The organism is Salinispora sp. H7-4, from assembly GCF_013416675.1.
GTDB lineage: Bacteria > Actinomycetota > Actinomycetes > Mycobacteriales > Micromonosporaceae > Micromonospora > Micromonospora vitiensis.
This window is the reverse complement of the sequence record NZ_JABZED010000032.1, coordinates 1,244-20,635: the sequence shown is the minus strand read 5'-3', so window position 1 is coordinate 20,635 and position 19,392 is coordinate 1,244. Positions and strand designations below refer to the sequence as shown.

Annotated in this window: 11 protein-coding genes; 6 read left to right on the top strand and 5 right to left on the bottom strand. The window is 72.3% G+C overall.

Going from position 1 to position 19,392, the window contains the following annotated elements:
- Positions 1–15: 15 nt before the first annotated feature.
- A complete protein-coding gene (locus tag H0524_RS14475; RefSeq protein ID WP_180199110.1) occupies positions 16–3,447 on the top strand; it encodes a type I polyketide synthase in 3,432 nt (1,143 codons plus the stop codon).
- An 11-nt stretch (positions 3,448–3,458) separates the two neighbouring features.
- On the top strand, positions 3,459–4,364 hold the full coding sequence (locus tag H0524_RS14470) for a proline iminopeptidase-family hydrolase (RefSeq protein WP_309225110.1): 906 nt from the start codon (positions 3,459–3,461) through the stop codon (positions 4,362–4,364).
- A gap of 100 nt (positions 4,365–4,464) precedes the next feature.
- On the opposite strand, the gene H0524_RS14465 is transcribed toward H0524_RS14470, so the two are convergent.
- Complete coding sequence (locus H0524_RS14465) at positions 4,465–4,713, bottom strand: phosphopantetheine-binding protein (RefSeq protein WP_180199108.1); 249 nt, start codon at positions 4,711–4,713, stop codon at positions 4,465–4,467.
- A gap of 161 nt (positions 4,714–4,874) precedes the next feature.
- Between H0524_RS14465 and H0524_RS14460 the strand changes: the two genes are divergently transcribed.
- Positions 4,875–6,467: an AMP-binding protein gene (locus H0524_RS14460; protein ID WP_180199107.1), complete on the top strand. Its 1,593-nt coding sequence runs from the start codon at positions 4,875–4,877 to the stop codon at positions 6,465–6,467.
- A gap of 108 nt (positions 6,468–6,575) precedes the next feature.
- Here the strand turns inward: H0524_RS14460 and H0524_RS14455 are convergent, their stop codons facing one another.
- From H0524_RS14455 to H0524_RS14440, 4 genes are read right to left on the bottom strand one after another with little or no spacing between them, the layout of a single operon-like run.
- Complete coding sequence (locus tag H0524_RS14455) at positions 6,576–8,120, bottom strand: AMP-binding protein (protein WP_180199106.1); 1,545 nt, start codon at positions 8,118–8,120, stop codon at positions 6,576–6,578.
- A 26-nt stretch (positions 8,121–8,146) separates the two neighbouring features.
- Positions 8,147–9,076: an ACP S-malonyltransferase gene (locus H0524_RS14450; protein ID WP_180199105.1), complete on the bottom strand. Its 930-nt coding sequence runs from the start codon at positions 9,074–9,076 to the stop codon at positions 8,147–8,149.
- Between the two features lie 14 nt (positions 9,077–9,090).
- Positions 9,091–10,347: a pyridoxal phosphate-dependent aminotransferase gene (locus H0524_RS14445; RefSeq protein WP_180199104.1), complete on the bottom strand. Its 1,257-nt coding sequence runs from the start codon at positions 10,345–10,347 to the stop codon at positions 9,091–9,093.
- A 28-nt stretch (positions 10,348–10,375) separates the two neighbouring features.
- A complete protein-coding gene (locus tag H0524_RS14440; protein ID WP_180199103.1) occupies positions 10,376–11,722 on the bottom strand; it encodes a KamA family radical SAM protein in 1,347 nt (448 codons plus the stop codon).
- Between the two features lie 354 nt (positions 11,723–12,076).
- Between H0524_RS14440 and H0524_RS14435 the strand changes: the two genes are divergently transcribed.
- The 3 genes from H0524_RS14435 to H0524_RS14425 form a co-directional block, all read left to right on the top strand.
- On the top strand, positions 12,077–13,264 hold the full coding sequence (locus H0524_RS14435; RefSeq protein WP_309225109.1) for a cytochrome P450: 1,188 nt from the start codon (positions 12,077–12,079) through the stop codon (positions 13,262–13,264).
- Positions 13,261–13,497, top strand: a complete 237-nt coding sequence (locus tag H0524_RS14430; RefSeq protein ID WP_018728944.1) for a ferredoxin — start codon at positions 13,261–13,263, stop codon at positions 13,495–13,497. Before H0524_RS14435 ends, H0524_RS14430 begins: the two co-directional genes overlap by 4 nt.
- A 150-nt stretch (positions 13,498–13,647) precedes the next feature.
- The coding region (locus H0524_RS14425) for a type I polyketide synthase (RefSeq protein WP_180199101.1) at positions 13,648–19,392 on the top strand (5,745 nt) is incomplete at its 3' end.

Below are 19,392 nucleotides of genomic sequence, written 5' to 3'. Positions count from 1 at the left end.
GGGGGTGGGCGTCGGGTGGATTTGCCGACGTATGCCTTCCAACACCAGCACTACTGGCTGCCCGACACCGGAGCCGACAAGGACGTCACCGCCGCCGGCCTGCTCGATGCCGAACACCCGCTGCTGTCGGCCGTCACCGCTCTCCCCGACTCCGACGGGCTCATCGCCACCGGCCTCCTGTCCCGGCGTACCCACCCGTGGCTGGCCGACCACGCGCTCGGCGACACGATCGTGCTGCCTGGCACCGGCCTGGTGGAGCTGGTCGTGCATGCCGGTGACCACGTCGGCTGCGGCCAACTGACCGAACTCGCCCTCCAGGCCCCGCTGGTCATCCCGGACGACGGCGGCGTACAGGTGCAGGTCGCCGTGGGCGCACCCGGCGCGGACGGCGCGCGGCCGGTCACCGTCTACTCCCGGCACCAGGACGCGCAGTGGACCCGGCACGCCGTCGGAGTGGTCGCCCCGGCCCCGCCGGCCCCGACCGCCGACCTGCCGGCCCCGTGGCCCCCAGCCGCCGCCATCCCCGTCGACCTCGACGGACTGTACGAGCGAATGGCCGAGGTCGGCCTCGGCTACGGCCCGGTCTTCCGGGGCCTGCGGACCGCCTGGCGACACGGCGACGAGGTGTACGCCGAGATCGCGCTTCCCGCCGATGTGACCGACGCCGACCGGTTCCACCTGCACCCGGGCCTGTTCGACGCGGCCCTGCACGCCATCGGCCTCAGCCGGGGCGAGGGCGCGCCCGCCGTCCCGTTCTCCTGGGCCGGGGTGACCATCCAGGCCACCGGCGCCGTCGCCCTTCGGGTCACCGTCACTCCCACCGGCCCCGAGCAGGTCACCCTCACCCTCGCCGACGAGACCGGCGCACCCGTCGCCCGGGTCGATTCCCTGGTGCTGAGAGAGATCGACGTCAGTAAGCTCGTGGCCGCTCGCGGTGGCCGGCAGGAGCACCTGTATCGGGTCGACTGGACCCCGGTGCCGCTGCCCACCACTGCGGACACCGGTCGCTGGGCACTCGTCGGCACCGATGAGTTCAAGTCGGCCGCCGCGCTCGACACGGCGGGGCTGGCGGTCGAGACCCACCCCGACCTCGACGCCCTCACCGCCGGCCTGGACGCGGGCGCGACCGCACCCGACGTGGTGCTGGTCGCCAGCGTCCGATCCGACCTCCGTGACCTCGCGGCCGGTGCCCGGCACACCACCGGGCAGTTCCTCGCCCTGCTGCAGCGGTGGCTCGCCGACGAGCGACTGGCGTCGTCCCGACTGATGGTCCTCACCCATGGCGCGCAGGGCACGTCGGTCACCCAGCCGGCGGCTGCCGCGGTCTGGGGGCTCGCCCGCTCCGCCCAGTCGGAGAACCCAGGCCGGATCGTCCTGGTTGACCTCGACGACCACGACAAGTCGGTGTCGGCCCTCCCGGCCGTGCTGGCCGGCGGTGAACCGCAACTGGTCCTCCGCGAGGGTGTCGCACACGTCGCCCGGCTGGTGGCCGCGGGCGCATCCGACAGCACCTCCGGCAGCACTTTCACCGCCGACGGCACCGTCCTGCTCACCGGGGCCGCCGGCGCCCTCGGCGGGCTCGTCGCCCGGCATCTGGTCGACGCGCACGGGGTGCGGCACCTGCTACTGGCCAGCCGGCGCGGTCCCGACGCGGACGGCATGGCCGCGCTGAGCGCCGATCTCACCGCCCGGGGTGCCGGGGTCACCGTCGTCGCCTGCGACCTGGCCGACCGGAGCGCGGTCGCCGCGCTGCTCGCTGGGGTGTCCGCCGACCACCCGCTGACCGGGGTGGTGCATGCCGCCGGGCTGCTCGACGACGGAACCATCCCCTCGCTGACCCGGGAACGCCTCGACGCGGTGCTACGGCCCAAGGTTGACGCCGCCACCAACCTGCACGAGCTGACCCGCCACGCGGACCTCACCGCGTTTGTGCTCTTCTCCTCGGCGGCCGGTGTGCTCGGCGGGCCGGGCCAGGGCAACTACGCGGCGGCAAACGCCTTCCTCGACGCGCTCGCGGCCGCCCGCCGGGCGGCCGGGCTTCCCGCCCAGTCCCTTGCCTGGGGGCCGTGGGCCGGCGGTGGCATGGCCGACAACCTCGGTGGCACCGACCGGGCCCGGATGTCCCGCGGCGGGGTGCTGCCGATGTCCCGCCAGGAAGGGCTGGACCTGCTCGACGCGGCGCTGGCCCGTACGGACGCGGTGCTCGTGCCGGTCAAGGCCGACCTGCGTACCCCGGCCACGGGAGAGGTGCCGCCGATCCTCCGTACGCTCGTCACCCCGCAGCGGCGGAGCCGGTCCGGGGTGACCCGGCCCGACCCGGCGGGGCTGCGGCGTACCCTCGCCGGTCTCGACACCGACGGCCAGGAGGCGCTGCTGCGTGACCTGGTCCGGAGGCGGGCCGCGACGGTGCTCGGTCACACCCGACCCGACGACGTTGACCCGGCGCTGCGCTTCGTCGAACTCGGTATCGACTCGCTCACCGCGATGGAGCTGCGCAACGCCCTGAACGAGGCCACCGGGCTGCGGCTGGACACGGGCGTGGTCTTCGACCACGGCAGCGTCGCCGAACTCGCGGCCCTGCTGCGCACCGAACTGGCCGCCCCGCCGGCCGAGGAGCACACCGGTCCGACCGACGCCGCCGACACCATGAGCGCGTTGTTCCGTACCGCCGTCAAGGGTGGCCGGGTTCAGCAGGGCCTGTCCCTGCTGTACGCGGTCGCCGACATCCGGCCCACCTTTGACGGGCCGGCCGACCTGCCGGAGATCCCCAGGCCCCGCCGGCTCGCCCGCGGGGACCAGGGGCCGGCGATGGTCTGTCTTCCCTCGCCGATGGCGCTCGGCGGCGATCAGCAGTACGCCCGGTTCACCGCCGAGTTTGGTGGTACCCGCGACGTGTGGACCCTGCCAGTGCCGGGCTTCGGCCGTGACGAGAGCCTGCCGGCCTCGTCCGACGCGGCGGTGCGGGTCTTCGCCGAGATGGTCCGCCCGATCGCCCAACAGGGGGCGTACCTCCTTGTCGGCTACTCCTCGGGTGGGCTGTTCGCCCACGCCACCGCCGGTGAGCTGGAGCGGCAGGGGCACGGCCCGACCGGGGTGGTGCTGCTGGACACGTACCTGACCACCGGCAGCACCACACCGGCCTTCTTCACCCACATGCTCGACTCGCTGCTGGATCGGGAGGCCGCCTTCGGCGAGTTCAGCAGCGCCCGGCTGTCGGCGATGGGCCGCTACGTGCGGCTGCTGGAAAGCTGCCCGATCGAGCCTGTCGATACACCGGTGCTCTTCGTCCGGCCACAGGAGTCCATCATGGCCAGCGACGACGATGGGTGGCGAGCCACCTGGGAAACCCCGCACACACTCCGGGAGGTGCCCGGCGACCACTTCACCATGATGGAGGGGCAGGTCGCTGCGACGGCCGGCGTGGTCCGGGACTGGATCTCGCAGTGACGACAGCTGGAGTGAACGCGATGACACTGGCACCGACCGACCGGGGCACCGTGGAGTTCGGCGACTACCGGACGTGGTACCGCGTGACGGGCCGACTGCACGAGGGTCCGCCGCCACTCGTCGTGCTGCACGGCGGCCCGGGCAGCACCCACGACTACCTGCTCAACCTGGCCGAGCTGAGCCGCTCGGGTCGCCCGGTGGTGCACTACGACCAGCTCGGAAACGGCGGCTCCACCCACCTGCCCGACCGTGGCGCTGACTTCTGGACGGTGGAGCTGTTCCTGGCCGAGCTGGACAACCTCCTGCGTCGGCTCGGCGTCGCCGACGGGTACGTCCTGTTCGGGCAGTCCTGGGGTGGGGTGCTGGCGGCGGCCCACGCGATGGATCGCCCCGCCGGGCTGCGTGGCGTGGTGATCGCCAACGCCCCCGCGTCATACCCGCTGTGGCTGCCCGAGCTGGACGTCCTGCGGGCCGCGCTGCCCCCCGGCGTGGACGAGACACTGCGCCGGCACGAGGCGGCCGGCACCACCGACAGCCCCGCCTACGTGGCGGCGATGATGGTCTTCTACCAGCGGCACGTGTGCCGGTGTGAGCCGTTGCCCCCGGAGCTGATGGCCAGCTTCATGGAGATCAACGGAGACCCCACCGTCTACCACTCGATGAACGGGCCGAGCGAGTTCTGCGTGACCGGGACCCTGCGGGAGTACTCGTTGGTCGACCGGTTGCCGCAGATCGACGCGCCGACCCTGGTGATCAGCGGCGAGCACGATGAGGTCACTCCGGCGGCGGTACGCCCCTTCCACGATTTGGTCCCCGGTGCTCGCTGGGAGATCATCAACGGGGCCAGTCACCTGCCTCACCTGGAGACCCCGGAGCGGTTCACCGACATCCTCACCGAGTTTCTCGACCAGCTCTGAGCTTGTCGTCCACACCGCGTGCTCTCGCCGTTCAAGGTTGAGCTGGCCATCGAAAGGGGCCCGCGACCGAACTGGTCGCGGGCCGTGGCGCGCTGGTGCGTCACACGGAAGCACCGAGCATGTCGCTTAGTGCGCTCCATAGTGTCTGCGCGGTGGCGAATGTCTCCATCGACATCGCCTCGTCGACGAACCGTACGTTGTACTCGCTTTCCAGCACTGCCAGCAGCTCGACCATGGCGAGGGAGTCCAGGCCCGAGTCCCGCAGGCTGGCGCCGCCCAGCAGCGGCTCCTCCGGGTCGAGGAAGGGCAGGTGCTGGCGCAGGATGGTCTCGAACCGTTGATCCCACATGTCGGTGATTTCCTTCCGGTGCAGGGTGAGAAAACGCTAGCAATGACTGCTGGGCGTAGACGACCCGACAATTTCTGGTCCCGTGGAGGGTCGACGGTTAGGGGTCATTAGGGGTGTCGATGCGGGTGTGGCGCACTTAAGGTCGCCGATACGCTCCGGCCATGGGTCGAGAGATTTTCGCGCGCACGCACGCCTCCGTGGAGACGCTGCCCGAGTTTCTGTTGGCGGGCGCCCGGTTGACGCCCGACCGGCCGGCCGTCGTTCAGGCCGTCGGCGGCGAGACCGGCACCCTGTCGTACCGTCAGCTCGCCCAGCGGGTTGACGGCTACGCCGCCGCTCTCGACGAGTTGGGGCTGGACATCGGCGACCGGGTGATCCTGGAGTCGGACACCTCTCCGACCGCCATCGCCGCCTTCCTGGCCTGCTCCTCGTTGGGGCTCACCTTCATCCCGGTCAGCCCGGAGACACCGGCGCAGCGCCTCGCGTTGATCGCCGAGAGCACCGAGGCGGCGCTGCACCTGCAAACCGTTGATGGACGCCGGGAGGCGTTGCCCACGCCGCTGGGCACCGCCCGCTTCGGCGCCGACGGCATCCAGATCGAGCGGGCCCCGGCGCCCCGTACCCGGCGCCGCCGGGAGTTGGTCCCCACCGACCCCGCCTACATGATCTTCACTTCCGGCACCACCGGCCGGCCCAAGGGCGTGGTGATGAGCCATCGGGGCGTACTCGCCTTCTTCCGAGGCATGCTCCGGCACGGCATCGTCTCCGCCGAGGACCGGGTCGCGACCACCTCCCCGCTCCAGTTCGACTTCTCCCTGCTCGACATCGGCTTGGCCCTGGGCAGCGGCGCGGCCGTCGTGCCGGTGCCCCGGGCGCTGCTGCGCTGGCCGCGCCGGTTCGTGCAGTTCCTTACTGACACCGGAGCCACCCAGGTCAACGGCGTCCCGTCGATCTGGCGGGGCGTGCTGCGGCATGAGCACGCGGGACTGGCCGCCCTCGGTGAGCAGATCCGCGGTGTGCTCTACTCCGGCGAGAACTTCCCGCTGCCCGAACTACGCGAACTGCAACGGGCCCTGCCCCGGGCCCGGGTGGTCAACTGCTTCGGCAGCAGTGAGTCCCTCGCCGCGTCCTTCACCGACGTGCCGAACCCGTTGCCCGACGACGCGGACCGGATCTCCATCGGCCACGCCCACCCCGGTGCGGAGATGCTGCTGATCGACGAGGACGGTCGGCCGGTCGACGAGCCGGGTGTGGTCGGCCAGATCCACCTGCGCAGCGCCGCCCTGTTCAACGGCTACTGGAACGACCCGCAGGCGACCGCCGAGGCGCTGGTGCCCGACCCGCTCAACCCGGCCGCCGGGCAGGTGGTCTTCCGCACCGGCGACCTGGCGTACCGGGGGGCCGGCGGCGAACTGTACTTCACCGGCCGAGCCGACTCGCTGGTCAAGGTACGCGGCAACCGGGTCGAGCTGGGCGAGGTGGAGCGCCGGGTCCGGGAGTTCCCGGGCATCGCCGGCGCCGCCGCGCTGATGCTCCCCCAGGAGGGCAGGGATCCGGTGCTGGCGACCTTCGTGGTGCTCGACCCGGGTGTTACCGGCGTCGAGGAGATGGAGCTCGGCGCGTTCTGCCTGGAGGCGCTGCCCGACTTCATGGTGCCGCAGCAGGTGCGGGTCCTCGACGAGCTGCCGGTCAACGCCAACGGCAAGGTCGACCGGCGGGCCCTCGCCGCCCGCGCCGGAGAACCCGCGGGCTGATCCACCGTTCGCCGGTCCCGACCGGTTCCCGTTGACGTGGGCCCCGACCGGTTCCCGTTGACGTGGGCCCCGACCGGTTCCCGTTGACGTGGGGGACCGGCCCGGGGGTCAGGTCTCGGCGGCCGTACGGGCCAGCCGGGCCCGGTCGATCTTCCGGTTGGAGTTCAGCGGGAACTCCGGCACGTGTCGGTACGAGCGGGGCAACATGCCCTTCGGCAGGATCTGCCGCAGCTGTCGGGACAGCTCCGCCGGCGCGGTCGGCTCGCCGGTGTAGAAGACCACCAGTTCGGTGCTGCCGGTCCCGGACCGGGCCACGGTGACCGCGTCCTCGATCCCGGGGCAGCCCCGCAACGCGTGCTCGATCTCGGCCAGCTCGACCCGCCAGCCGTGCACCTGCACCTGGGCGTCCAGCCGGCCCAGGTAGATCAACTCCTTGTTCCTCAGCCGCCGCACCCGGTCTCCGGTGCGGTACCAGCGCCGGCCGTCCCGGATGAGGAACCGGCCCTCGTCGTCGGCCGGATCGAGGTAGCCGGGGGTCAGCTGCGGGCCGGTGACCAAGAGTTCACCCTCCACCTCGTTGGCCGTGCCGTCCGCGTCGAGCAGCACCCCGTCGTGTCCGTCGTGCAGGGATCCGATGGGGACGAGGCCGTTGACGCAGAGCCCTGGCGAGGTCTGTGGCGACCAGCGGTGCCCAGTGATGGTGACGGTCAGCTCGGTCGGGCCGTAGATGTTCTCCAGGGTCGACCCGGGCGCCGCTGTCAGCCAGCCCACCGCGTCGGCGGCGTGCAGCGCCTCGCCGGCGAAGAAGCTCCACCGCAGCGACGGCATCGCCGCCGGAACCAGCCGTCCGGTCCGCCGGACCAGGGTGATCGCGCTGGGGGTGGAGAACCACACCGTCAGGCCCCGCTCGGCCACGAACGCCGGGACGTCCCGGTACGCCCCCGGGGGCACCGGGTGCACGCTCGCCCCCGCACCCCAGGCGCAGAAGAGGTCGAACATGGCGCAGTCGAAGTTCAGGTCGAACGACTGTGAAAAGCGGTCGCTCGGCCCGAAGTCGTACCGGTCGTCCAGTACCGAGAAGTAGTGCCGCAGGTTGCCGTGGGTGATCGGCACCGCCTTGGGGCGCCCCGTCGAACCGGAGGTGAACAGCACGTAGGCCACGTCGTCGGGGCCGGCCGGGAGCGGCTCGGCCAGCGGCGTCGCCGAGGCTACCGGGAGCCGGAGACCGGTGCCGCTGCCATCCGGGTCCGCCACCGGCGCCAGCACCGGCACCCCGGAGACCGCATCGCCCAACTCGGTCCGTACCGCCAGACCGGCGTCGTCGAGCAACAGGGTGGACACCCCGCACGCGGTGAGCATCCGGGCGGTGCGCGTCGCCGGGAACTCCGGGTGTAGCGGTACGGCGGTCGCACCGACGTACAGGGTGGCGAGTAGTCCCGCGTACGACTCCAGGGTCTTGCCGGCCAGGATGCCGACCACCTGGGGTGGCCCGTGCGGGCCAGCGGCCAGTGCACCCGCCCAGCGCAGGGCGGTGTCGTGTAGTTCCTCGTAGCTGACCGGGCCGGACGGCAGGTGCAGGGCGGTGGCCCGGGGCGCGGCGGCCAGCCCCTGCAGGAATCGCCCGGACAGGGCGTAGTCGGTGTGCTGAGTCATCATCGTCCTCCGTGCTCGACCGGCCGTCACACGACCACGGTGCGGCGGATCGGCGACATCGCCCGCCGCGGGTCCACGATGGTGGTCTGGAAGTTGCGGACGGTCGCCCCCACCCGACCCCACAACCGGTCCGGTCCACAGACGTGCACCGCCTCCACGCCTAACCCTTGGAACGTGCCGACCACCTCCAGCCAGCGCACCGGCGTGACGATGCCGTCGAGCAACATGGCCCGCACACCGGCTGCGGTGTCCCGCACCGTGCCGTCCTGGTCGGCGACGACCGGGATCTGCGGGTCGGTGAAGCGCAGCGACCCGAACAGCTCCACCTCCACCCGGTCGCGCAGCGGCTGGAAAGCGGCAGCGTGTAGCGGCGGATCCATCACGTACAGCGGCAGCCCACCGCCGGCGCGCAGCCGCTGCGCCAACCAGTCGGTACGCCCCTCGTGCAGGGTCACCATCCAGAAGTCGGTGTCCACATAGCAGGAAATTTCGTACCACTCGCCGGCCTCGTCCAGTTCGCTCAGAATCTCCCGCAGTCGATCCGGCGGGGTTCGGACGAAGGACATCGTCACCACGCCCGGCTGCTCGGCCGCGAAGTACTCCGTCTCGATCCGGGACAGTCGCGCGGTCATCCGTACCGCCTCGGCGAAGTCCAGCGCGCCGCTGTACACGGCGGCGGCCTTGCCCCCGAAGCTGGGCCCGGTGACCAGTCCGGGCCGCAGGTCCAGCACCCGCTCCGCCCAGCGGGCCAACGCCACGCAGTTGACCAGGAAGGCCACCTGGGCGTACTCGGAGTAGTCGTCATCGCTGTCCCGATACCGGGCGAACAGGTCGTAGTCCAGGGCGTCGCTCGCGGTGGCGAGCAGGTCGCGGGCGTCCCGGTTGATGAGCATGAACTTCGCGACGTCGGCGAACTCGCACGGACCCATCCCGGGGAAGACGATGGCGTTGGTCATCTCTGGCATCCTTGTCATCGGGGGAGCTTGGCGAGGGCCCGCTCAACCTGGGCCAGCGCCTCGGCGACGTGCGGCACGGCGAGCGGGTCGGCAGCGTCCTGGGTCTGCCGCTGTTGCTGCCCGGTGGCGCCGTACAACATGCTGGTCGCCGCGCGGAAGCGCAGCGCGTCGGGTCGGTCTCCGAAGTGGTGGCCGGAGAGCACCGCGATCCCCAACTCCGCCAGCAGGTGGCGCTGTAGTGACGCGCCGTCGATGACGCCCTGCTCGGCCAGCGGGCCCCGCAGCGGCGCGAAGTCCGGGTAGACGTAGAACGCGCCGGTCGGTGGCCGGCAGGTTGCGCCCGCGTCCACCATGATCCGGTGCATTGCACCGGCGACCGTGCCGTGCAGCGCGGCGTCCGCCGCCAGCCGCTCGCGGATCTCCGGCGGCTCGGCGAAGGCGTACCGGGCCACGGACTGCATCGGGCCGGCCAGGGTGGACCAAATCTCGCTGGCCACCGCGGCGACGTCCGCGTGGATCCGCTCGCCCCACCCGCCGGCCGGGAACCGGGCCGCCCCGATCCGCCAACCGCCGAGCGCCAGGTTCTTGCTCAGCCCGGTGATCACCACGGTCCGCCGGGGCGCGACCTCCGCCGGGCTGAGCAGGTCCGCCCCCGGTTCGTGCAGGATGTCCCGGTAGATCTCATCCGAGACGATGAGTAGGTCCTCCTCCTCGGCGATCGCGCACAGCTCCCGGATCACCTCGGGTGGGGCGTGGGTACCCGTCGGATTGTCCGGCGAGGTGAGGATGAGGATCCGGGGGGCCTGGCCGAGCGCCCGGGCGGCGCGGATCGTCTCCCGCAGCGCTGCCGGGTCGGGCACACCGCCGCAGGACTTCGGGATCGGCACCCCCCGCACGTTCTTGCCGGCCAGTCGGGCCTGCGGGGCGTAGGTGACCCAGCTGGGCAGGGCGACCAGGGTGCCACCGTCGACGACCAGTTGCAGGGCCATCAGCAGCGGTTTACTGCCCGGCGCGACGATCACCTGGTTGGCCTCCGTGGGCAGGCGGCGGCGGGAGAAGTACCCGGCCACCGCTTCCCGGGTGGCCGGGTCGCCGACCACCGGCCCGTACGCGTTGCGGTCCGCACCCGCGGTCAGCTGTCGCACCAGCGGCGGAAATACCGGCAGGCGGGACTCACCGAAACCGAGGTGCACGATGGACTCGCCCCTGGCGATCCGCTGCGCGACCAGCTGGTCGAGTGCGAGATTGGGCGAGATCTTCCGGCCGGCCATCGCCAGCTCCCTTCGGGTCGGTTCGTGCTCAGGTGGTGACGACCGCGCCGGGGCGGGCCGCGCTGGGGCTGACCGCGGCGAGGATGTCCGTCGGGGCGGCCGGGTCGATCTGCAGGTCGCTCAGCCACGCCGCGTCCGCCGACCACCGGGCCCGGAACGGCCGGCCGACCAACCGTCGGTCGCGGGACTGGACCAACCGGAGTTGGAAGAAGTCGCCGTGTGGGGTCTGCTCGACGCCGTCGACCAGGACCTTGCCGGGGGTCGCCGACATGACCGGCCCGCGCACGGTCCGAGCCAGACCGGGCAGGTCCTGGTAGGCGGTACGGAAGATGTCGGCGGCACGGGTGAGCGGCACCTGGAAGTAGTCCCGAGGCCCGGTGTCCCGCTCGACGAACATGTAGTAGGGCACCGCACCGACAGCCAGCTCGGCCCGCCACATGTCGCTCCAGGCGCGGGGGTCGTCGTTGACGTAGCGGATCAGCGGGGCCTGGCAGTAGACGACCGCCCCCGTCGACCGGATCCGGGCGATGGCCCGCGTGGCGATCTCGGTGGCCAGTTCGCGCGGGTGGCTGAAGTGCGCCATCACCGCGACGGTGCGGCCGGTGGCGACCACCTGTGCGAAGAGCCGCAGCAGGTCGTCGGCGTCGCTGTCGGAGACGAACCGGTACGGCCAGTAGGCGACCGCCTTTGTGCCGAAGCGGATGGTGCGTACGGTGTCCACCTGCAGCAGCGGCTCGACATGGCTGCGCAGCCGCTCCGTCGACATGATCATCGGATCGCCGCCGGTGATCAGTACGTCGGTCACCGCCGGGTGCCGGTGCAGGTACGACACCAGCTGCTCGGGACCCGGCGCGGCGAACCGCAGGTCGGCGTCGCCGACGAACTGTGCCCAGCGGAAGCAGTAGGTGCAGTAGGCGTGGCAGGTCTGCCCCTGCTGGGGGAAGTACAGCACCGTCTCCCGGTACTTGTGCTGCATGCCGGGCAGCTCGTGACCGTCCAGGTGCGGCACGTTGTGCTGCTGCTGCCCGGACGGGTGCGGGTTGAGCCCGGCCCGGATTCGGGCCACCTCCACGCGCAGCCCCTTGCGGTCGCCGGCGCCCAGTAGGTCACCGAGGAGTCGTTCGTCGTCGGCGGCGAGCATGCCACGCTGCGGGAACACCAACCGGAAGATCGGGTCGTCCGGGATGCGGTCCCAGTCGATCAGGTGCGACAAGACGTATTCATTGACCCGGAACGGCAGCACCTGGGAAATGGTGCGGATCGCGTGCAGATTGTCAGCCGACAATCCGAAGCGGGCGCCCAGTTTGTCGATATGGTGCGGGCCGAAGGAGTGGAACCGCCCCGGACCAGCGATCGTGGAAACGAGCAGGGACATCAGCCATCCTCCAGGGGGGTTGCGCCCACCGACGTGGCGTGACTCAATCACCGGTGCACGCTCGCGCGAATCGCTCGACGGTCAATAGCGCATCGTCTTGACCCGAGGCTAGTGGCGGACCGTCCACCCGGACCCCTAGCGGCACCCCAGAGTCGCCCTTACCAATCGTGGTAGGGGGAAGGTAGGGGCGGTGCGGGGGTGTGGCTGGATTTCCTTTCCTGATTACGTATTCCTCGCCTGGTCCAGCTGGTGCCCGGCGGGTCGCCCGGAGCTGCCGTACCGCACCGAGCGGCCGACGAGACATCGACGCCAGCGCCTAAAACCGTGCGCCCGGTGCGACCCGAGGGAGTGCCCGTGACGATCGATCAGGAGATCCGTAAGTACCCGTTCCGCGAGTCGCCCGGAATCGGCATCGACCCGACCTACGAGCTGCTGCGCAGGACCGAGCCGCTGGCCCGGGTGCAACTGCCGTACGGCGAGGTGTCCTGGCTGGCCACCCGGTACGAGGATGTCAAGACCGTGCTGACGGACCCGAGGTTCAGCCGAGCCGCGGCACAGGGCAAGGACCAACCCCGTACCCGTGCGGAGATGACGTACGAGGGCATCATCGGCCTCGACCCGCCGGACCACACCCGGCTCCGCAAGTTGGCCGGCAAGGCGCTGACCGCCCGCCGGGTCAACGCGATCCGCGCGGACGCGCAGCGGATCGCCAACGAGTACGTCGACGAGCTGATCGCCAAGGGCTCCCCGGGGGATCTGGTCGAGCTTTTCGCCCTGCCGTACCCGGTCACCGTGATCTGCGAGCTGCTCGGTGTGCCGTTCGAGGACCGCGCCCAGTTCCGGATCTGGACCGAGGGGCTGACCAGTACCAGCGAGCAGTTGATGGTCTACGCCGAGCAGCTGTTCGGCTACATGGGCAAGCTGGTCGCCCAGCGCCGCGCGGAGCCCACCGACGACCTGCTCGGGGCGCTGGTCAAGGCCCGCGACGAGGGCGACCGACTGACCGAGCAGGAGCTGCTCTCCATCGCCGGGGTCGGACTGCTGCTCACCGGCGTCGAGACGGTCTCCACGCACATCCCGAACTTTGTCTACGCGCTGCTCACCCATCCGGAGCTGATGGCGCAGCTCCGCGCCGACCGGAACCTGGTGCCGGCCGCCGTGGAGGAGTTGCTGCGGATGATCCCGCTCAACCCGGCCGCCATGTTCCCCCGCTACGCGGTGGAGGACGCGACGCTCAGCGGGATCACCGTGCGCGCCGGCGAGCCGGTGCTGGTCTCCCTGCCGGGCGCCAACCGCGACCCGGAGGTCTTCGAGAACCCGGAGACCATCGACTTCACCCGTGACCCGAACCCGCACGTCGCCTTCGGACACGGCCCGCACCACTGTCTCGGCGCGCAGCTGGCCCGGATGGAGTTGCAGGTGGCCCTGCACACCGTCCTGGATCGCTTCCCCGACCTGCGCCTGGCCGACGGCGACGCGGGCGTGTCATGGAAGTCCGGCCTGCTGGTCCGGGGCCCGAAGCGGCTGCTGGTGGCCTGGTGACCGTGGTGGACACCCGCTGGATAGTGACCGTCGACCGGGAGGCCTGCATCGGTACCGGGGTCTGCGCTGGCGCGGCGCCCCGCCAGATCGAGGTCCGCACCGGCAAGGCATCCGCCCTGGCCCCGGAGACCGTGCCCGACGAGGCAGTCATCGACGCCGCCGAGATGTGCCCGATGTCCGCGATCACAGTGCGGGACGCGGCCTCGGGTGCGCTGCTCGCGCCCGAGGAGTGAACGACCACCGTCCAGACCGGTGACCCTGCCGGTTGCCGCGAGGCCGCCGCGACCGGTCTCCCTACCGGTCACGGCGGCCTCGCCGTCACCGGGCGCCGAAGCCGACACACCGACCGGGGCGCCGAACCCGGAGACCTAGTGGAGCGTGCCATGAGCGAGTCCGTGAACCCCACCGGTGCCGAGCCCGGCGCGCTGTCGGCGCTGCGGCGGCGACTGGAGGGCCGCACGGCCGACGAGCAGGACCGGGCGCTCATCGCCCTGGTCCGGGAGCAGGCCCGCGAGGTGCTGCGGACCGTGCTGCCGGACGGTCCGGAGGCCGTTGAGCCGGGCCGGCCCTTCCGCGATCTGGGCTTCGACTCGCTCGCCGCGGTCGAGCTACACCGTCGGCTGACTGCCGCCACCGGGCTCGACCTTCCGGTCACCCTGGTCTTCGACCATCCGACGCCGCAGGCGGTCGGGCGGCTGCTGCGGACGCTGCTCGGCGGCGATGCCGCCCCCGCCCCGGCCGCCGCGCCGCCGCGCCGGCCCGACGACGAGCCGATCGCCGTGGTCGGCATCGGCTGCCGCTACCCCGGTCACAGCACCTCCGCCGAGGACCTGTGGCGGCTGGTGTCCGAGGGCCGGCATGTCAGCTCCGACTTCCCGACCGACCGGGGCTGGGACACCGACGGGCTCTACGACCCCGATCCGGGCAAGCCGGGCAAGACCTACGTCCGCCAGGGCGGGTTCCTGGAGGGCGCGGCCGAGTTCGATCCGGACTTCTTCGGCATCAGCCCGCGCGAGGCGATGACGATGGACCCCCAGCAGCGGCTGGTGCTGGAGACCGCCTGGGAGGCGCTGGAAGACGCCGGCATCGACACGGCGTCACTGCGCGGCAGCCAGACCGGGGTTTTCATCGGTGCCGAACCCCAGGAGTACGGCCCCCGGTTGCATGAGGCCCCGGAGGGCCTGGACGGGTACCTGCTCACCGGCAACGCGCCGAGCGTGGTGTCGGGCCGGCTCGCCTACACGTTCGGCTTCGAGGGGCCCACCCTGACCGTGGACACCGCCTGCTCGGGCTCCCTCGTCGCCCTGCACCTGGCCTGCCAGGCGGTGCAGCGCGGGGAGTGCAGCACCGCGCTGGCCGGCGGAGTCGCGGTGATGGTGCACCCGGGCGCGTTCACCGCCTTCAGCCGGCAGCGCGGCCTCGCCCCGGACGGGCTCTGCAAGCCGTTCGCGGCGGCCGCCGACGGGACCGGCTGGGCCGAGGGCGTCGGCATCCTGGTGCTGGAGCGACTTGGCGACGCTCTTCGTAATGGCCACCGCGTCCTCGGTGTGATCCGCGGGTCGGCGATCAACCAGGATGGGGCGTCGAACGGGCTGACCGCCCCGAACGGGCCGTCCCAGCAGCGGGTGATCCGGTCGGCGCTGGCCTCCGCCGGCCTGACCCCCACCGACATCGACATGGTCGAGGCACACGGCACCGGTACCCGGCTCGGCGACCCGATCGAGGCGCAGGCGATCATCGCCACCTACGGCCGGGAACGCCCCGCCGACCGGCCCCTCTGGCTCGGCTCGCTCAAGTCCAACATCGGGCACTCGCAGGCCGCCGCCGGTGTCGCCGGGGTGATCAAGGTGCTGATGGCGATGCGGCACCGGGTGCTGCCGCGTACCCTGCACGTCGACACACCCACCCCCACCGTCGACTGGTCCGCCGGCACCGTCGAACTGCTCACCGAGGCCCGCGAGTGGACCGATCCGGGCCGGCCACGCCGGGCCGGGGTCTCCTCGTTCGGAGTCAGCGGCACCAACGCGCACGTCATCGTCGAGGAACCCCCGCCCGTTGACGATCCCGCCCTCACCGCCGAACCAGCGCCGTCGGACGCGGGCCTGCCGGTGGTGCTCTCCGCCCGCGGTGCGGCGGCGCTGCGCGCCCAGGCTGCCGCGCTGCACGCCACCTTGGCCACCAGCGAGAACACCCCGACGTTGCTCGACGTCGCGTACTCGCTGGCCACCACCCGGACCGCGTTGGAACACCGCGCGGTCCTGGTCTCCCGGGACCGGGCGAGCACCCTGCATGATCTGGCCGTGCTCGCCGACGGCGGTGACCTGCCCGGCGTGCACCTGGGACAGGTCACCGGCGATGGGCTCGGGTTCCTCTTCACCGGGCAGGGCAGCCAGCGGCTCGGCGCCGGACGTGAGCTCTACCGTGCCTATCCGGTCTACGCCGCCGCCTTCGACGCCGCCTGCGGCTGGCTGGACCTGCAACTGGACGCGCCCCTGACCGACGTGCTGTTCGCCGAGCCCGGCACCGCCGAGGCGGCGCTGCTGGACCAGACCGCCTACACCCAGTGCGCGCTGTTCGCCGTGGAGGTCGCCCAGTTCCGGCTGCTGGAGTCGTGGGGGGTGCGCCCCGACGTGCTCGCCGGACATTCGGTCGGCGAGCTGGCCGCTGCCCACGTCGCCGGGGTGCTCTCCCTGGAGGACGCGGCGATCCTGGTCGCCGCGCGCGGTCGACTCATGCAGCAGCTCCCCGCCGAGGGTGCGATGATCTCCGTGCAGGCCACCGAGGAGCAGGTTCGCCCGCTGCTCGCCGGTCGCGAGGCGCAGGTGAGCCTGGCGGCGGTGAACGGGCCAACCTCGGTGGTGGTCTCCGGCACCGAGGTCGCCGTGCTCGAGGTCGCCGCCGCCCTCGCCGCCGCCGGGCACAAGACGAAGCGGCTGCGGGTCAGCCACGCCTTCCACTCGCCGCTGATGGCGCCGATGCTCGCCGAGTTCGGCCGGCTGGCCCAGGTGCTCAGCTATCGTCCGCCGGCGACGCCGGTCGTATCCACGGTGACCGGACGGGCGGTGCTCTCCGGTGAACTGTGCGATCCCGAGTACTGGGTGCGGCAGGTCCGCGACGGCGTCCGCTTCGCCGACGCAGTCCGGGCGATGGCCGACGAGGGTGTCACCACGTTCCTCGAACTCGGACCGGCCGGGGTGCTCTCCGCGATGGGACCGGCCTGCCTCACCGAGGACGACGACGCGGCCTTCACCCCGGTGCTGCGCGCCGACCAGGATGAGCGGACCGACATCGTCTCCGCCCTCGCCCGCGTACACGTGCGGGGTGCGTCCGTGGACTGGTCGGCCTTCTTCGCCTCGCGCGGTGCCCGCCGGGTCGCCCTGCCCACGTACGCGTTCCAGCGTCGCCGGTTCTGGATGGCCTCCGGTGGCGGCAGCGCCGACGCGACCGGTTTCGGTCAGCTAGCTGCCGGTCACCCGTTGGTGGGTGCGGTCGTCGGCCTGGCCGGCGGTGACGGGGTGGTGCTCACCGGCCGGGTATCGCTGCGCAGCCACCCGTGGCTGGCCGACCACATCATCTCCGGGGTGGCGTTGCTGCCCGGCACCGCTTTCGTGGAGCTGGCGGTCCGGGCCGGGGACCAGGTCGGCTGCGGCACGGTGGAGGAGTTGACCCTGGAGGCGCCGCTGGCGCTGGACGAGCACGGGGTCGCCCTCCAGGTGGTGGTCAGCGCCGCCGACCCGGCGGGACGCTGCCCGGTGGCCATCTACTCCCGCCCCGACGAGCCGGGCGACCAGCTCTGGACCCGGCATGTCAGCGGCATCCTCGCTCCGGAGGCCGCCGACTCCGGCACCCCGCTCACCGAGTGGCCGCCCCGGGGTGCCCAGCCTGTTGACCTGACCGATATCTATCCCGTGCTGGCCGGCCGGGGCTACGGCTACGGCCCGGTCTTCCAGGGTCTCGAGGCCGTCTGGCGGCGCGGTGCCGAGGTGTACGCCGAGGTCGCGCTCCCCGCCGACAACCGGCCGGACGCCGCTCGCTTCGGCCTGCATCCGGCGGTGCTGGACGCCGCCCTGCACGCCATCGACGCGGCGGCCCGCCACGGCGAATCCGCCGACGACGAGGTGCGCATCCCGTTCGCCTGGAACGACATCACGCTGCACGCGGCCGGCGCCGCCGAGGTGCGGGTGCGGATCGCCCCCGCCGCCGGGGGCAGCGTCTCGGTGGCCCTCGCTGATCCCACCGGCGCGCCGGTCGCCTCGGTACGCTCCCTCGTCTCCCGGCCGGTCTCCACCGCCCAGCTCACCGCCGCCCGGGGTGGCTATCACGAGCGGCTGCTCCGGCTGGAGTGGACGAAGCTGGGCCACCGGCCCACGCCGTCGGGCACCCCCCGCTGGTGTGTGCTCGGCGACGAGCGGATCGGCTCGGCATCCCGGTACCCGGACGCCGCCGCGCTGGGTGCGGCGATCGATGCCGGCGCCACCGTACCTGAGTGGACGTTCGTCGCCGTCCGGGCCGGTGACGTCCGGGTGGCCACCGCCGACGCGCTGGCCACCCTCCAGCAGTGGCTGACCGATGCGCGGTTGGCCGGCTCCCGGCTGGTCTTCGTCAGCCGGGCCGACGATCTCGCTACCGAGGCGGTGTGGGGCCTGGTCCGGGCCGCACAGACGGAGAACCCGGACCGGTTCGTCACCGTACGGCTCACCGGCGCCCCATCCTCGCTGCTGGCCGCCGCCCTGGCCACCGGTGAGCCGGAGCTGCTGCTGCGCGACGGCGAGATCAGTGTGCCCCGGCTGGCCCGGGTCGCCACCACCGCCACCACCGCCTCCGCCACCGGAGGCAACGATGTGAACTCCGGCGCCCGCTGGCCCACCGACGGCACGGTGCTGGTCACCGGCGGCACCGGTGGCCTCGGCGCGCACGTCGCCCGGCACCTGGCCCACACCCACGGGGTACGCCACCTGCTGCTGACCAGCCGTAGCGGCCCGGCGGCGGCCGGCGTCGCGGAGTTGCGCGCGGAGCTGACGGCGGCCGGCGCCTCCGTCGAGGTAGCCGCCGCCGACACTGCCGACCGCGACGCGCTGACCGCGCTGCTCGCCGCCGTCCCGGCCGACCGGCCGCTGCGGGCGGTGGTGCACGCTGCCGGCATCGTGGACGACGGGGTGATCGGCTCGCTCAGTCCGGAGCGGCTCGACGCCGTGCTGAAGGCCAAGCTGGACGGCGCGGTCAACCTCGACGAGCTGACCCGCGACGCGGACCTGTCGGTGTTCGTGCTGTTCTCGTCCCTGGCCAGCCTGCTGGACTGCGCCGGCCAGGGCAACTACGCCGCCGCGAACGCGACCCTGAACGCGCTGGCCACCGCCCGCCGGGCCGCGGGCCGGCCCGCCGTCGCTCTCACCTGGGGTCTGTGGACCGGTGACAGCGGGATGGGCGGCCGGCTGGATGCCGCCGCGCGGCAACGCATCGACCGCTCCGGCATGCCCGGCCTCAGCCCGGCGGAGAATCTGGCCCTGCTCGACGCGGCGCTCGGCATCGACGAGCCGGTCCTGGCGCCGATCCAGGTCGACCTGGCCACGCTGCGCAACCGCCCGGATGGCGTACCGGCGCTGCTGCGCGGCCTGGTGCCGCTGCCGGCCAGGCGGGCCGCGCAGGCGGCCGGACCGGCGGACGCGGCGCAGGGCTGGGCCCGGCAGCTCGCTGCGCTTACCCCGGCCGAGCGGGACCGGGTCACCGTAGACCTGATCCGCGCCCACGTCGCTGCCGTGCTTGGCCACGATGGGGCAGCGGCGATCGAGCCGCGCCGTGCCTTCAACGAGGTGGGCTTCGACTCGCTGGCCGCCGTGGAGCTGCGGAATCGGCTCAACGCCGCCACCGGACTGCGGCTGCCGGCGACCCTGGTGTTCGACTATCCGACCCCGGCGGCGCTCGCCGAGTTCGTGCTCTCCACCGTGCTGGGCACCGACCTGGAGGTGGCGGTGCCGGAGCCGGCGCCGGCCTCCTTCGCCCAGGAGCCGATCGCGATTGTCGCGATGAGTTGTCGTTTTCCGGGTGGGGTGGCTACTCCGGAGCAGTTGTGGGAGTTGTTGGAGGGTGGTGTTGATGCGGTTTCCGGGTTTCCTACTGATCGGGGTTGG

Bases quoted from the DNA above. Each gene is read 5' to 3' on its own strand.
- H0524_RS14465 (WP_180199108.1), bottom strand. From the start codon at position 4,713: ATGTGGGATCAACGGTTCGAGACCATCCTGCGCCAGCACCTGCCCTTC.
- H0524_RS14460 (WP_180199107.1), top strand. From the start codon at position 4,875: ATGGGTCGAGAGATTTTCGCGCGCACGCACGCCTCCGTGGAGACGCTG.
- H0524_RS14455 (WP_180199106.1), bottom strand. From the start codon at position 8,120: ATGACTCAGCACACCGACTACGCCCTGTCCGGGCGATTCCTGCAGGGG.
- H0524_RS14450 (WP_180199105.1), bottom strand. From the start codon at position 9,076: ATGACCAACGCCATCGTCTTCCCCGGGATGGGTCCGTGCGAGTTCGCC.
- H0524_RS14445 (WP_180199104.1), bottom strand. From the start codon at position 10,347: ATGGCCGGCCGGAAGATCTCGCCCAATCTCGCACTCGACCAGCTGGTC.
- H0524_RS14440 (WP_180199103.1), bottom strand. From the start codon at position 11,722: ATGTCCCTGCTCGTTTCCACGATCGCTGGTCCGGGGCGGTTCCACTCC.